At 72.4% G+C, this 13,734-nt stretch carries 11 protein-coding genes and 1 tRNA gene; 1 reads left to right on the top strand and 11 read right to left on the bottom strand.

Annotated elements, in window-relative coordinates:
* Nucleotides 1-181 precede the first annotated feature (181 nt).
* The 6 genes from ACZ7LY_RS13080 to ACZ7LY_RS13055 all read right to left on the bottom strand — a co-directional run bounded on the left by ACZ7LY_RS13080 (nt 182) and on the right by ACZ7LY_RS13055 (nt 6,309).
* Nucleotides 182-1,849 carry an AMP-binding protein gene (locus tag ACZ7LY_RS13080; protein ID WP_471624623.1) on the bottom strand — a complete coding sequence of 556 codons (1,668 nt, stop codon included), beginning with the start codon at nt 1,847-1,849 and terminating at the stop codon, nt 182-184.
* Between the two features lie 52 nt (nt 1,850-1,901).
* Entirely contained in the window at nt 1,902-2,354 is a 453-nt protein-coding gene (locus ACZ7LY_RS13075) for a DUF3592 domain-containing protein (protein ID WP_471624622.1), read from the bottom strand.
* A 9-nt stretch (nt 2,355-2,363) separates the two neighbouring features.
* Nucleotides 2,364-2,807 carry a DUF3592 domain-containing protein gene (locus ACZ7LY_RS13070; RefSeq protein WP_471624621.1) on the bottom strand — a complete coding sequence of 148 codons (444 nt, stop codon included), beginning with the start codon at nt 2,805-2,807 and terminating at the stop codon, nt 2,364-2,366.
* A gap of 120 nt (nt 2,808-2,927) precedes the next feature.
* Nucleotides 2,928-3,539 (bottom strand): lytic polysaccharide monooxygenase auxiliary activity family 9 protein, encoded by a 612-nt coding sequence (locus ACZ7LY_RS13065; RefSeq protein WP_471624620.1) that lies wholly within the window; start codon nt 3,537-3,539, stop codon nt 2,928-2,930.
* Between the two features lie 129 nt (nt 3,540-3,668).
* Nucleotides 3,669-4,829, bottom strand: a complete 1,161-nt coding sequence (locus ACZ7LY_RS13060; protein WP_471624619.1) for an SPFH domain-containing protein — start codon at nt 4,827-4,829, stop codon at nt 3,669-3,671.
* Between the two features lie 64 nt (nt 4,830-4,893).
* Nucleotides 4,894-6,309, bottom strand: a complete 1,416-nt coding sequence (locus ACZ7LY_RS13055; protein ID WP_471624618.1) for a peptidoglycan-binding protein — start codon at nt 6,307-6,309, stop codon at nt 4,894-4,896.
* A gap of 198 nt (nt 6,310-6,507) precedes the next feature.
* On the opposite strand from ACZ7LY_RS13055, the gene ACZ7LY_RS13050 reads away from it, so the two are divergent.
* Nucleotides 6,508-6,584: transfer RNA gene (locus tag ACZ7LY_RS13050), tRNA-Lys, on the top strand.
* Between the two features lie 511 nt (nt 6,585-7,095).
* Here ACZ7LY_RS13050 and glxA read toward each other — a convergent pair.
* The 5 genes from glxA to ACZ7LY_RS13025 all read right to left on the bottom strand — a co-directional run bounded on the left by glxA (nt 7,096) and on the right by ACZ7LY_RS13025 (nt 13,702).
* Nucleotides 7,096-9,033 (bottom strand): radical copper oxidase GlxA, encoded by a 1,938-nt coding sequence (gene glxA, locus ACZ7LY_RS13045; RefSeq protein ID WP_471624617.1) that lies wholly within the window; start codon nt 9,031-9,033, stop codon nt 7,096-7,098.
* Nucleotides 9,030-11,000 carry a glycosyltransferase family 2 protein gene (locus ACZ7LY_RS13040; protein ID WP_471624616.1) on the bottom strand — a complete coding sequence of 657 codons (1,971 nt, stop codon included), beginning with the start codon at nt 10,998-11,000 and terminating at the stop codon, nt 9,030-9,032. Before ACZ7LY_RS13040 ends, glxA begins: the two co-directional genes overlap by 4 nt.
* Nucleotides 11,001-11,370: 370 nt before the next feature.
* Nucleotides 11,371-12,366 carry a glycoside hydrolase family 6 protein gene (locus tag ACZ7LY_RS13035; RefSeq protein ID WP_471624615.1) on the bottom strand — a complete coding sequence of 332 codons (996 nt, stop codon included), beginning with the start codon at nt 12,364-12,366 and terminating at the stop codon, nt 11,371-11,373.
* Nucleotides 12,367-12,488: 122 nt separating this feature from the next.
* Nucleotides 12,489-13,160 carry a class F sortase gene (locus tag ACZ7LY_RS13030; RefSeq protein ID WP_471624614.1) on the bottom strand — a complete coding sequence of 224 codons (672 nt, stop codon included), beginning with the start codon at nt 13,158-13,160 and terminating at the stop codon, nt 12,489-12,491.
* Nucleotides 13,161-13,171: 11 nt separating this feature from the next.
* Nucleotides 13,172-13,702, bottom strand: a complete 531-nt coding sequence (locus ACZ7LY_RS13025; RefSeq protein WP_471624613.1) for a hypothetical protein — start codon at nt 13,700-13,702, stop codon at nt 13,172-13,174.
* Between the last annotated feature and the right edge of the window lie 32 nt (nt 13,703-13,734).

The following is a 13,734-nucleotide window of genomic DNA, read 5'->3' as shown; positions in this document are numbered from 1 at the left end:
CGAACGGTGGTGTTGCTTCTGTCGGCAGACATCTTGTGCGCGGCCAAACCGGGGAAACAGTGGCGCTCTCACAGCCCGGACATGAAGTTCTCACGCCCCCGCGCCGCCCTGTCCCACGTGTCACAGCAGCCTCGTACGCCCCTGATTCCCCAGGGGCCGGGCGCCGGGCGGACGCGCCGGTTCAGGGCGCCCGCAGCACGTCTTCCCGGCCCCGGTCGCGGTATGCCTGCCGGATCGCTACGCGGTCCTCACCGGTCAGCCTCCGGTACGCGGACTCGCCCGGGGGCCGCCACCACACCTCGCCGCCGCTCCAGAACCCGGCGCGGCGCAGCTCGCCCCGGCGCACCTTGTTGGTGGCGGTCACCGGCATCCGGGCGACGACGCGGACGAAGCGGGGCGCCATCTTCGTGCCGAGGTCGCTCTGCGCGCGCAGGAACGCGCCGAACTCCCGCGGGTCGAAGGGGACTTCGCCGGTCAGCGCGAGCGTCGCCATGACCTGGTCACCGGTGACCGGGTCGGGCACGCCGTAGACGGCGACGGCGGACGCGCGGTGCCAGCGCGCGAGGATGTTCTCGATCATGGCGGGGGCCAGGTTCTCGCTGTCGACGCGGATCTTGTCGTCCCCGCGCCCGGCGAAGTACAGAAAGCCCTCGGCGTCCCGGTAGAAGAGGTCGCCGGTCCAGTACCAGCCGTGGGCGCGGACCCGCTCGGCGGCGGCTTCGTTGCGCCAGTAACCCTCGAAGAGGGAGCGGCCCCGGTTGACCAGCTCGCCTATCGCCGCGCTGCCGTTGAGCAGGCGTCCGGCGGGGTCGAAGACGGCGGGCGGGCACTCCTCGCCGGTGGCGGGGTCGAGGACGGCGAGGTCGTCGCCGGGGGCGGCACGGCCGATGGCGCCCGCCGGGGTGCCCGGGGTGCGCTGGACGGCGGCGCCGCCCTCGGACGACCCGTACCCCTCGACGAGCCGCACGCCGAACCGCTCCTCGAAGCGGGCCGCGTCCACCGCGCCCGCCTCGGTGCCGAAGCCGACGCGCAGCGGGTTGTCCCGGTCGTCGGCGCGCTCCTCGGTCGCCAGCACGTAGCTGACGGCACGGCCCACGTAGGTGAAGTACGTGGCGCCGAACTTCCGTACGTCGTCGAGGAATCCGGACGCGGAGAAGCGCCGGCGCAGCGCGACCCCGGCCCCGGCGGCGACGGCGGGCGCCCAGTCGGCGATGACCGCGTTGCCGTGGAAGAGGGGCATGCAGACGTAGTGCACGTCGTCGGGGCGTACGCCGAAGTGGCCGGCCAGGGACTGTCCGGCGGCGGCGAGGCGACCCTGGGTGCACAGGGCGGCCTTGGGGGCGCCGGTCGAGCCCGAGGTGAAGCAGAGCAGCAGCCGGGTGCCGGGGCCGACGCCGGGCGCGGGGTCGGGCGGGGCGCCGGCGTAGGCGGCGAGGAGGTCGGCGTAGGCGTCGGTGTCGGTGACGAGGAAGCGGACGCCGGGCAGGGCGAGGCCGTCGAGCAGCGGCAGCTTGGCGCGTTCGGTGACGAGGACGCGGCACTCGGTGTGCAGGATGTCGCGGGCGAGTTCGGCGCCGCGCCGGGTCGGGTTGATCCCGGCGACGGCGGCGCCGGCGAGCGCGGCGGCGCCGAGCCACATCGGGTACTCGGGGGTGTTGTCGAGCAGCACCCCCACGTGGGGCGTGGCGCCGGGCGGCAGCAGGTCGCCGAGGAGCGCGGCGCGGGCCGCCGCGCCCGCCGCCACCTCGTGCTGGGTGAGGACGGTGTCCTCGAAGGCGAGCCCCGGGCGCTGGTCCCCGAAGCGCGCGAGGACCAGCTCCGCGAACGTACGACGCGTCATGGATGCCATGGCGGCGTACGGTAGTTGACGCCCCGTCAGATGTGGAGGGCCAGGCGGCGCCTCACCAGTTGGAGACCGTCACGCCGAGCAGCAGGAGCGCGCCGGCGCCGAAGACGACGAGGGTCAGGCCGGTACCGAAGGTGAGGAGCGGTCCTGGCTCGACGGCCGTCGCCTTCTCGGGCGCCGCCGGGGCGTAGTACGCGACGGTCTCGGCGCCGACGTCCCGGCCGGGCGGCCCGCCGGACTCGGCGAACCGCACCTCGCGGCCGTCGGCGGCCGTGAACACGTACTCGTGCCACTGGATGCGCCGCGCCACCCCGTTGACCATCTTCACCCGCTGGTACGCGGCGACCACCCGGGCCCGCGCGCTCACCCCGCTCGTCCAGGCCGCGCGCTGCTCGCTCCTGCGCCGCACGACGAGGTACGCGGCCCAGACGAGCCCCGCGATGATCAGCGGGAACAGGAAGTGGAAGACGAAGCCGGCCAGCGGCAGGCCGGGCTGGTCGTCGCTCACGGGTACCTCTCAGAAGTCGGAGGGCATGTCGGCGACCGAGGATATGAAGAACAGGCAGAAGCCCACCACCACGGCCAGGAAGCCGAGGAAGAGGGCCGTGGACAGCACGTTGCGCGCCATCGCCGGCGGGGCGGCGGTGGCGTGCTCGGGGTGCTCGCTCGTGTAGTGGACGGGGACGATGTCGCCCTCGGTCCGGATCGCGGGCCCGCCCTCCTCGTCGAAGCGCACGGTGTCGCCGTCACGGGTGGTGAACTCGTAGACGTGGTGCTGGACGGTGTGGGGGTGGTCGCCCGCACCGCTCACGCCGGTGTACGCCCGCACGCAGCGGGCCTGTGCGACCAGTCCCCCGCGCCAGGCCGCGCGCTGCCGCCCCGAGCGGCGCACCACGACGTACCCCATGAACAGGGCGCCGCAGGCGACGAGCACCGGCACCGCACAGAAAATCAGGTCCATGACACTCCCCCGTGTCCCCCGCACCCCGCCCCACGACGGGACGGTGTGCGGGGAACCTACCCGCGCGCGGACGGGCAGCGCCTCAAGGGAACCTCAGAACCCGGCGCGTTCGCGCGCCGCTCAGAACGTCACGTCCGAGCAGGCGTAGAACGCGTTGGCCGTGTCGGCGATCGTCCACACCGCGAGGATCACGTGGTGGCCGGTCTTCCCGCTGGGCAGGGTGCCCGAGTGGGAGAGGGTCGCCGGGGGCTGTCCGCTGTAGGGCACCGTGAGGAACGGGGTGGTGTCCAGGGCCGCGCGGGTGAGCGGCTTGCTGTCGTCCCAGCCGTTCTTGGTGACGTAGTACCGGAAGTCCGTGGTGGAGTGCCGGGCGGTGAACTGCCAGCGGAACGTGTAGCTCTGACCGCCCGTCACCTTCGTGGTGGGCCAGGCGGACCCGTTCGGCTGCTTGGGAGAGTTGAGCGCGGCGAACTCGCCGTGGTCGGCCGAGCAGATCTGGCCGTCGGCGGGACCCGCCGCCGGGAAGCCCTTGGGCCCCTCGACGCTCTGCGGCTCCCACTGGATGTTGCCGCAGCCCGTGACGGTGCCGTTGGCACACAGCTTCTGCCGGCTGATGGGCAGGTCGGTGTAGCCGTGACCGCTGGCTCCGCCCGCCGAGAGCGCGAACGCCCCGGCGGTGGTCAGGCCGAGCAGGGCCGCGTACACCTTGGTACGTCGGGAAGTCTTCCGCATGCTGCCGCTCCTGGGGATGTGGGGAGTGCCGGAAGCCGTGCGCACAGCGATAGTTCAGGTCTAGACCAACACCCAATGTATGGCGGGTAGTTGAACATGTCCATACCAATCGCAGACTTCCGGAACCCGCTACTCCCCCCGCCCCGCGCAGAAGGCGACCGTCAGATCCTTGACCAGCGCCTTGCGTTCGTAGTCGTCCAGTTCCACGAGGCCCCGCGTCGTCAGCCGCGTCACGGTGTCCTCCACCGAGTCCACGACCGAGGACAGCAGGCTGTCGCGGTGCCGGGCGTCCAGCGCGGCCGCCTTGCGCCGCCGCATCGCCTCCGCCACCTCCGGCGCGTACTCGATCCGCGTGGGCTGCGCCGAGTACACCTCCACCCCGACCGCCGCCGCGTCCGCCGCGAGCCTGCGCGTGAGCAGATCGCCGACCGCCTCCGCGTCCCGCAGCGTCGGCGTGCCCGCGTGGAAGGCGTCGGCGGGCAGCCCCGACAGCACCCGGGCGAGCGCCGCCTCCACGCACGCGCGCAGATACGCCTCGTGGTCCTCGACGCCGAGCACCGCCCGGGCGGTGTCCCTGATCCGCCACACCACGAGCACGACCGCGCGCAGCGCCACCCCGTCCGCGTCCACCACCGGCATCGGCTCGCTGCGCCAGTGCCGCAGGCGTACGTCCACGCGGCGCCGCGCCAGCAGCGGGCTCAGCCACACGAGCCCCGTGCGCCGCACGCTCCCCCGGTACCGGCCGTACCGCGTGAGCACCCACGCCGCCCCGGTGCGCCCGCGCGCGAGCCCGCCGAAGCCGAGCAGCGACAGCGCGCCGCCCGCCGCGACCGCCGCCCACTGCGCCACGCCGAGCCCGGCACCGGCGTATCCCGGCAGGCCCGCGAGGTCCGTGACGATCCGGGGCAGCACGCCCGCCCAGCCGAGCGAGACCGCCGCCCCGGCCGCGCCCGCCGCCCCGCCGAGCACCCCGAACGCGCCGGACAGCACCGGCCCGCTCCGCTCGGCCAGCTCCGGGTCGGCCGCGGGCCCCGGCCGCGCGGAGCCCTGTGGACGCGGGCGCGGCGGCAGGGCCCGTACGCCCGCCGGGGCCCGCGTCGGCGCGCCCTTGACCAGCGCGGGCCGCACCGGCACGGCGACCGGTACCGGGTCGTCGCGGAACAGCAGATGCACCGGGATCTCGGTGGTCGCCTCGTTGCGGATGAGCCGTCCGCCGCGCGCGCCGGCCGGTGTCTCCGTCGCCGGGGCGCGGACCGCGCCGCCCTCGGGGTGTTCCGCCGTCGTACTCATCCTTGCCTCCGCACTGACTGTCCTGCCCTGTGGGTTGTCCCGGCCGCCGGGCGCGTGGCTGCCGTCACGAGAACAGCCGCCGCCAGGTCTCGGGACCCGGGTAGCCGTCCGCCGCCGCGCCCCGCCAGCCCTGGGCGCGCTGGAACGCCTCGACGCCCCGCCGGTCCGCCTCGCTCCAACGGGGCCCGGGGCCCTGGGTGTAGAAGGTGCCGAAACCTTTCTTCACCAGTTGCCTGCCGAGGCGCGTGACGGCGTCGGACTGTGCGCCGGGCCGGAAGGCGGCGGCGCCGGGGAAGGGAGGCGCCTTCGTCGCGGCGGCGCCGGTGGCCGTGCCCTTGCCGCTGCCGCCGCCGGGGCCTTTGCCGCCCACGGAGTCGCCCTTGGTGCCGACCGGGCCGGCCGCGCCGCCGCCCGCGCCGGGGATGTCCTTGCCCTTGCCCTGGACCAGATACGCCCAGGTCGTCGGGCCGGGGACGCCGTCCGCGTCGGCGCCGCGCCAGCCCTGCGCCCGCTGGAACGCCTGCGTCGCCCTGCGGTCCGCCTCACCCCAGCGCGGGCCGGGCCCCTGGTGGTAGAACCGCTTGCCGCCGCGCTCGACGAGCATCGTGCCGAGCCGCGTGACGTACGCGTTGGAGGCGCCCGGCCGGAAGGCGGCGGCGCCCGGATACTTCCCGTGCGACGCGCTCGCACCGGAGGCGGGGACCGCCCGCACGCCCTTGTAGCGGTAGGCGAGGTAGCGGCTGGAGTTGCTCCAGTACGCGTACGGGGTCGCCTGTACGCGGGTGCCGGGGCGGGTCTGCTCGTACGCCGTGTAGTACGTGTGGGACGCGTCCGTCCAGCCGCCGAAGATCGTGACGTGCGAGCCCTTCTCCGGGTCGACGGGGTTGTGGAACAGCAGGATGTCGCCGGGCTGGAGCTGGCTCTTGGTGATCCGGGTGCCGTACTGGGCCAGCGAGCCGGTCCACTCGTTGCCGGGCAGCCCCCAGGCCATGGAGACGAACCCCGAGCAGTCCTGCCGGTAGCCGTCCCTCCAGTACCGGTTCATGTCGTACGGGACCTTCGCCGCGACCCAGATGCGGGCGCGGGCGATGATCGCGTCCCGGGTCGTCGCCGGGGGCGCGGACTGCCGGGACAGATCGACGGCGGTGACCGCGGCCTGCGCGGGGGCGCCGGGGGCGCCGGGCGTGCCGGTGAGCTCCGGCCGGGCCGGGGCGCCGTGCAGGGGGCTGGTGCCGCCCTGCGGGGTGGCCTCGCCGGGCGGCTCGGGGTCGCCGGGGCGGGCCTCGTGGTGTTCGGCGGCGGTGGCGGGGGCGGGGTGGAGTGCGCCGATCACCGAGCCGGCCGCCGCGGCGGCGAGCAGGGCGTGGCGGACGGTGGGCCTCGTGCGGGTCGGGTTCGCGGGTGTGCGGCGGGCCTCGGCGCAGCCCGCGCAGCCGCAGTCGTCCGCCGGGTCCACGTCCTCGAACTCCGGAGTCTCCATGCGATTCCCCTCACACTGTTGTGCCGGCCGTTGGACTGATGAGCCTCGTGTTCGCACGCAGGCAGCGTCTCAACTGTGTGGACGTATCGCATGTTGACGGTCCAAAAGATGGAAATTCGGACGAATCGCCTTTTCAGTCGGCGTGGCGGCTGGTCAGGAGCACGGCTGAGGGTCGGGTAAAGTTATGCCTGTCAGCAGGCGCCGCTAGCTCAGTTGGTTAGAGCAGCTGACTCTTAATCAGCGGGTCCGGGGTTCGAGTCCCTGGCGGCGCACCAAGGCCCTCCGTCCACAACGGGGGGCTTTCTGCTGTCCCCACGCCCCTCTCAGCCCCGCCAGGGGCGCGGGGAACTGCGCGCTCAGCCACGACGCACCCGGCACTCTGGGGCTCCGCCCCAGCCCCCGCTCCTCAAGCGCCGGAGGGGCTGGGTGTTGGCGGCGAGGCCAGCCCCGTAAGGGGCGCGGGGAACTGCGCGAGAAGCCCCACCGGGGCTGAACTGGACGTACAACGTGTACTTACCCGGCGCTGGGGGCCGCCTTGCCCACCCGTGCCGCCCCAGGCGGCAGACTGCCCAAGGCGGGGGCGGCTCCCCCAGGACACCGGCGTTGAAAGCCCCGTCAGGGGCGCGGGGAACTGCGCGAGCGGCCACGACGAACCCCGCACTCTGGGGCGCTGCCCCAGCCCCCGCTCCTCAAGCGCCGGAGGGGCTGGATGTTGGCGCTGAGGCCGACTCTCTCAGGGGCGCGGGGAACTGCGCGGCCAGCCGCGACGCACCCCGCACTCTAAGGTCACGGCACGCGGAGCCATTGCGCCTTGCTGGGCGTGCCCTCCGCGTCCGTGACGAAGAGCATGTACCAGCCGGACTCCACCAGCGACCGGTTCCCAGGGACCGACACCGTCACCGCCCCCGCACTCTTCCGCACCCCCAGCGCGACAGACGTCTGATCCACGTCAGTGACATGCGTCGACGCACTGGGCCGGATCAACCGCGCCGCCTTGATGGACTCCGCGTCCGGCGTCCGGAACGTCACCGACCCGCCCCGCGCGACAGTCCGCTGACCCCCTTCAAGACGGGGCCGGGAATCCCGGTACAGATACGGCGGCGTATACATTTCGAGCCGCTGTTCGAACACCCCCGGTTTCGTCCCCGCCTTGTCCGCGTACAGCGAGTCGGAGCCGAAGAACAGCACCCGCCCGTCGGGCAGCAGGATCGACCCGGAGTGGTAATTGCGCCCGACCTCGGGATCCGCCACCCGCTTGAACGTATTGGACCGCGTGTCGTACAGCCGGGCCTGGAGGATGTTGGAGTCACCGCGCCCGCGATAGTCCTCCGAGCCGCCGGAGACCAGGATGGAGTCGTCGGGCAGCACGGACGCCTGCGGGTAGCGCGTGCCCTTCTCCAGCCGGGGCCCGTCCACGAAGCGCGGGTTCGGGTCCTTCAGATCGACGATGCGGGTCTTCTTGCTGGACAGCGTGGACTCGCCGACCCCGCCCCCGCCGATGACCATGTACTTCTGGTCCTGCGCCGGCGGCAGCTCGACCGTGTTGGCCGTCTCCATCATGTCCGGGTCGGACAGCCCGGGGATCTTGTCGAACTTGTTGGTGGTCAGGTCCCAGATGCCCGGCTTGCGCCCCACGTCGTCCGGCCCGTACCCCGCGTTGGCCCCCGAGTAGAAGATCTTCCCGTTCGCCATCTGGAACAGCGCCGGGTACGTCGGGAACTGCCGGATGTCCTTCAGATACGTCCACTTCTTCGTCTTCGGGTCGTACACCTCGTTCTTGCCGGGCACGAGCTGCCCGATCTCGTCGAGGCCGGAGACGGAGAGCACCTTGCCGTCGGAGAGCGTGGTCAGCGTCGGGTACCAGCGCGCCTCGTTCATCGGGTCGACCTTGATGTACCGCTCGGCGACCGGGTCGAACTCGTAGGAGTCCCTGATCCCCTGGAAGTCCTTCTTGTCCAGGGCGAGTTTCTGCGCGATGCCGTAGATGTTGCGGGCGTCGGCGCCGGTCAGGCCCTGCACCCGGTAGTTGTCCTGGGTGCCGGTCTCGTACCGGGCGCCGGAGCGCTGTGCCTCGACGTAGACGCGGCCGAGGCCGGGGTCGTTGCGCAGGAAGCGGCCGGTGGTCTGGTCGAAGACCTTCTTGGCGCGGGGTACGACGATGTTGTCCTTGGCGACGAACGACTTGCCGTTCTCCTTGCCGGTGAAGACCGTGCCCGCCTTGATGGTCTTCGGCGCGTCCGGGTCCTCGTTGTGCACGATCATCAGGCCGCCGGCCTTGGTGACGTCGCCCTTGAGCTTCTCGTAGCGCTTGGTGCCGCCCGCGATCAGCAGATTGCCGTTGGCGAGCTGGGTGTGGCCCGTGCAGAACAGGTCGGTCGGCGTCGGGATCTTCTTGATGGTCTTCTTCACCGGGTCGTACAGCCGGGTGTCGAACTTCTTCGCGTCGAAGTTCTTCTGGTTGTTGCCCGACCCGGCCACCAGAAGGATCTTGCCGGTGTGCAGCAGCGCCGCGTGGATCGTGTTGAGGCGCATGTCCGCGGGGAACTGGATGACGTCCCAGTGGCCGTTCTCGGCCTTGTACTCCGGTCGGTTGATCTTGTACTCGTGGTACTTGGCCGTGCCGAAGCGATACAGCCACGGCCCGTTCATCCCGGCCAGCGCCAGTACGACCACCGAGCCGATGGCTATGCGCCGGGCCCGGCGGCGGCTCGCACCGTCTTTCACTTGTTACGTCCCCCCAGGGATATCTGCATGGTCTGTTCGTCGCCCCCGTCGGCCGCGTGGCCCGGCCGCTGGTGCGGGACGCCGTGCGGCGGGCGCGCGTGCCGGGGCGCGTACGCCGGTGCGTCCTGCGGCGCTGGGTGCTGCGGGGCGCTCTGTTCGGCGGGCGGGCGGGGCTTCTTCCGGTCCTGCCGCAGCATGTAGCGCCAGGCGAACATCGGCGTGGCGGTGATCAGCAGGGCGAAGCAGGCCCAGGTGATCATCGCGGGGTGGGAGTGGCCGAGGACGAGGCCGGCGGCGATCGAGCCCGCGAACACGAGGATGAAGTACCAGTGGTAGCGGAACGTGCCGAACCAGCGGTCGGGGCTGGCCGAGTCACCCTTCGGCGTCACCACGAACTTGCTCTTGCGGCGCAGCAGCGAGTCGATGAGGGCCTTCGCGTACAGCGGGGCCGACAGCGCCGACATCACCATGCCCGCGACACCGCCGGAGCCCTCGGGCTCGTGCGGCGAGACGTTGTGCCGGCGGTTCCAGATGTACAGGCCGATCTGGAGGGCGGAGGCGTTGCCGTAGAGCATCAGCCAGACCGTCGGGTCGATGTTCACACCCGAGGCGCCGAGACCCAGGAACAGCGCGCAACTCAGCGCCGCCAGAATCCAGTTCATCGCGGCCATCGGGTAGAAGATGATCATCATCGTGTAGTTGAACAGCTTGCTGGGCGGGAGCGTGAAGAAGCCCTTCCAGTACTGCTTGAGGATCGTCTCGTACGTACCGCGCGACCAGCGCATCTGCTGCGTGAAGAAGTCCGTCCAGGCGCTCGGGCCCTCACCGACGGCGAGCACGTCCGGCGTGTACACGGAGCGCCATTTGCGGCCCGTCGCCGGGTTCTTGTGGCGGTGGATCTCGAACCCGGTCGCCATGTCCTCGGTGATCGAGTCGTACAGGCCGCCGATCTGCTTGAGGGCCTTGATGCGTACGGCGTTGGACGTGCCGACGAACATGGGCGCGCCGTAGCGGTTGCCGGCGCGCTGGATCAGGGCGTGGAAGAGGAACTGCTGCGACTCGGCGGCCTTGGTGACGAAGTTGTCGTAGTTGCCGTAGACCTGCGGGCCGATGACGAAGCCGACGTCGGGGTCGCGGAAGTAACCGAGCATCCGCTCCAGGTAGTTGGGCAGCGGTACGTGGTCGGTGTCGACGGAGGCGAAGAAGTCGTAGTCGTCGCCGTGGGCGTCGAGCCAGGCGTTGTAGTTGCCGTGCTTGGTCTTCGCGCGGTGCGGGCCCTTGGCCTGGTTCCACCTGGCCACGCCCTTGCGGGAGAAGTGGTGCACGCCGAGCCGCGCGCAGACCTCCTTGACCGCGTCGTCGTCGCCCTCGTCGAGCAGCCAGATGTGCAACAGGCCCCGGTGGCGCAGCTTGACGGCCGCCTCCAGCGTCTTCGTCACCATCTCCAGCGGTTCCTTGCCGGGCACGAAGGAGGTGAGGAACGCGACGCGGGTGCCGGTCTCGGGCACGACCGGGACCGGGTCGCGGGCGACGAGGGTCGCGTGCGCGTTGGACAGGACGTTCATGCAGCGGAAGAACTCGATCAGGCCGATCGACACGAGCATCACGATGTCGAGCGCGGGCAGGAACGCGTACTCCGGGTAGTCGCGCTCCGTCCAGTGCTCGGGCTGGAGCAGCCAGAACAGCAGGACGAGCGAGAGCAGGGGGGCGGCGCCGAGCATCAGCGCCGCGCGTATCCGGTGCGGTTCCTGCGAGAGCAGGGAGCGGTACTGGACCGTGTACGGCTTGGCCGGGTCGGGCTGTGTGAGGGGCCCCGCGAGGCGGCTGTAGTGCTCGTAGTCGTAGCGCGGCAGGGTCTTCTTGATGCGGCCGAGGCCGGCGGTCCGGTGTGGTGGCAGCCGGAGCTGCGTCGTCTGGGACGGGTCGTCGGGGCCCTCGTGGGCGCCGCCCGTCGGCGTCGACGTCATGGTGCGTTCATCCCCCCGCACGCGAGTCACCGCGTGGTCGTCGGTCTCGTCGGGTGCGGTCCCCCTCGACCGGCCCGTACGTGTTTCAGCGGCGGGCCACCCTCCCGTCGTCTTCTCTAAGACTGGGATTCCGTCCCTCCGGTTGCATGATGCCGCGCCCCGGCTCCGCCGCGACAACTGGCCCCCATCTCAGCGCCCCTATTTCAGCGCCGTCACTTCAAGCCCCTCCCCGGGCTTCCAGCGCCGTCCATTTCAAGCCCCTCCGGCGATTGAGGAGCGGGGTCTGGGGCGGAGCCCCAGGCTTCGTCGCCGGGTGCGGGTTTCGTCGTGGCTGGCCGCGCAGTTCCCCGCGCCCCTGACGGGGCTGATTTCAGCGGGGCTGGGTCAGGGAGTGGGCGTACTGGGGCCACCAGGCGCCCGGTTTGGGGCCGCCCCGGCACGTCCCGTCCGACTCCCCCGGCCGCTTCACCCACAAGAACGCCTTCACCACCGCATCCCCCGTCCGCGTGGTCGGCGCCACCCCCAGCGCCCGCCCCGGCGGATTGCACCACCGCTCCTCGGGCGCACCCCCCGTGTACGGCCCGTTGCCATTGCGGCTGGTGTCCACGACGAACGGCTTGCCGCCCACCTTCGCGGACAGCTCCTTGCCGTAGCGGACGGAGTCCTCGGTGGAGTAGAAGTTCGAGACGTTGACGGAGAACCCGTCGGCGCGGTCGATGCCGGACCACTGGAGCGGCTGGAAGATCTGGTCCGGCTTGCCCCAGCCCGCGTTCCCCGCGTCGAGATAGACGGTCGTGTTCTTCAGGGACTTGAGCTTGCCGATCGCGCCCTTGAGCAGGTCGTAGCGCTCCTCGTGGAACTGCTCGGGCGTGCATTTGTCGACCATGTGCTGCACGGCGTCCGGTTCGAGGACGATCGTCGCGGGCCGGTCCCCGATCCCGGCGGCGACCTGGTCGATCCACGCCCGGTAGGCGTCGCCGTCCGCGGCCCCGCCGCGCGAGTACTGCCCGCAGTCGCGGTGCGGGATGTTGTAGAGGACGAGGACCGCCGTGCGGTCCGCCTTGCGCGCCGCCTCCGTGTAGCCGCGGGCCTGCGCCTGTGCGTTGTCCGGGGTGATCCACTCGGCGCTGGGCTGCTCGGCTATCTTGCGCACGGCCCGCGCCTCGGCGTCCTTGCCGTCCTTCTCCAGTTGCGCGACGGCCCGCGCCGCCTTGCTGTCGGGGTTCACCCAGAACGGGTCGGCGCTCTTGGGCCGCTGCCCGATGTGGGCGGCGTCCGCGCTGTCGCCGTCGTCGCCGGAGGAACACGCGGTCACGAGCAGCGCCGCCCCCACGACGACGCCCGCGGCCATCGACTTCCGGTACATCCACTCCCCCTTGGGTGCACTGTCTGGCCCTCAATCGTGACACACCGGCGGGGGCGCCTTCGGCGGGCGTACGGGCTCGTCGGCGGGCTGTTCAGGGGCGCCCGGCCGGGGTACGCGGACCGTCAGTCCCCGTGCGTACCGGGCTGTTCGACGCCGGAGAGGTACGCGGAGACGACGACGTTCGCGGTGTAGGTGCGCGAGGCGCGGTCGAAGGTGCCGCCGCAGGTGATGAGCCGGAGTTCGGCGCGGGCGGGGTCGTGGGGCCCGTACGCCTTCGCGGGGTCGAAGTGGTCGCGGGAGAGCACCTGGACGTCGTCGACGGTGAACTCGGCGACGGAGCCGTCGGCGCGGACCACGTCGACGCTCTGGCCGGGCTTGGCCTCGCTGAGCCGGAAGAAGACGGCCGGCCGGGTCTCGGTGTCGACGTGCCCGACGAACAGGGCGGTGCCCTTCTCCCCGGGCTCGGCGCCGCCCGCGTACCAGCCGACGGCGCCGGCGTGGTCGTAGGACGGCGGGTCGACGGCGCCGCGGCGGTCGAGGCCGCGCGGGAGGACCGGCGCCCGTACGCGCAGCGCGTCGATGTCGAGGCGGCGGGGCGCGGCGGCGGCGACGGGGCTGTGCGGGGCGGGCATGTCCACGTCGAGGGGGCGGCCCACGGCGGCGGCGTCGCCGGTGGTCGGCGCGGAGAGGGTGACGTCGCTGACGCCCCGGCCCCACAGCCACAGGCCGAGCAGGAGGACGGCCCAGGCGACGCCCGTGATGAGGCGGCCCGCTCCGGGGTGGCGCTCGCTCATGGCGGCACGCCTCACTGCCGGTGCGGCGTACGTCGTCGGCGCACGCTGCGGACCGCGACGGCGACGGCGGCGACCGCCGTGAGGACGAGCCCGATGACGGCGTGCCGGGTGCCGGGCCCCTCGGACTGGAGGGCCGCCGCCGCGCCGCCGCCGCCCGCGTGCACCGGCGCGACGGGCGTCGGGGCCGGGGAGGCGCCGTGGGCGAGGACCCGTACCGTCCCGGTGACCTTGTGGTCGTCTCCGTCGCAGGACACGGTGACGGTGTGGTCGCCGGGGCGGGCGGTGGAGGCGACCCGGGCCTCCGCGTACAGGCTGGGCGCGTCGGCGGAGGGCGCGAGGGCGGCGGGGGCGACGAACGCGTCGGAGTAGGCGCGCCCGGCGGTGCCGTCACAGCCTGTGACGCGCAGATCGACCTCGGCGCCCGCCGGGGCCACCTCCGGGGTGACGGTGACGGAGCCCGCGGCGGGGGCTGCCGCGGCCGGGCCTGCCAGCAGGGCGACGGCCGCGGCGGCGGCACTGAGAGCGAGCGGACCTGTACGCATCGTGAACCTCCTGATACTGGCAGGTTCACGCG

This window comes from Streptomyces sp. NPDC107550 (genome assembly GCF_055639095.1).
Note: the sequence above shows the minus strand (reverse complement) of the source record. Positions and strands in the feature narration are given on the sequence as shown.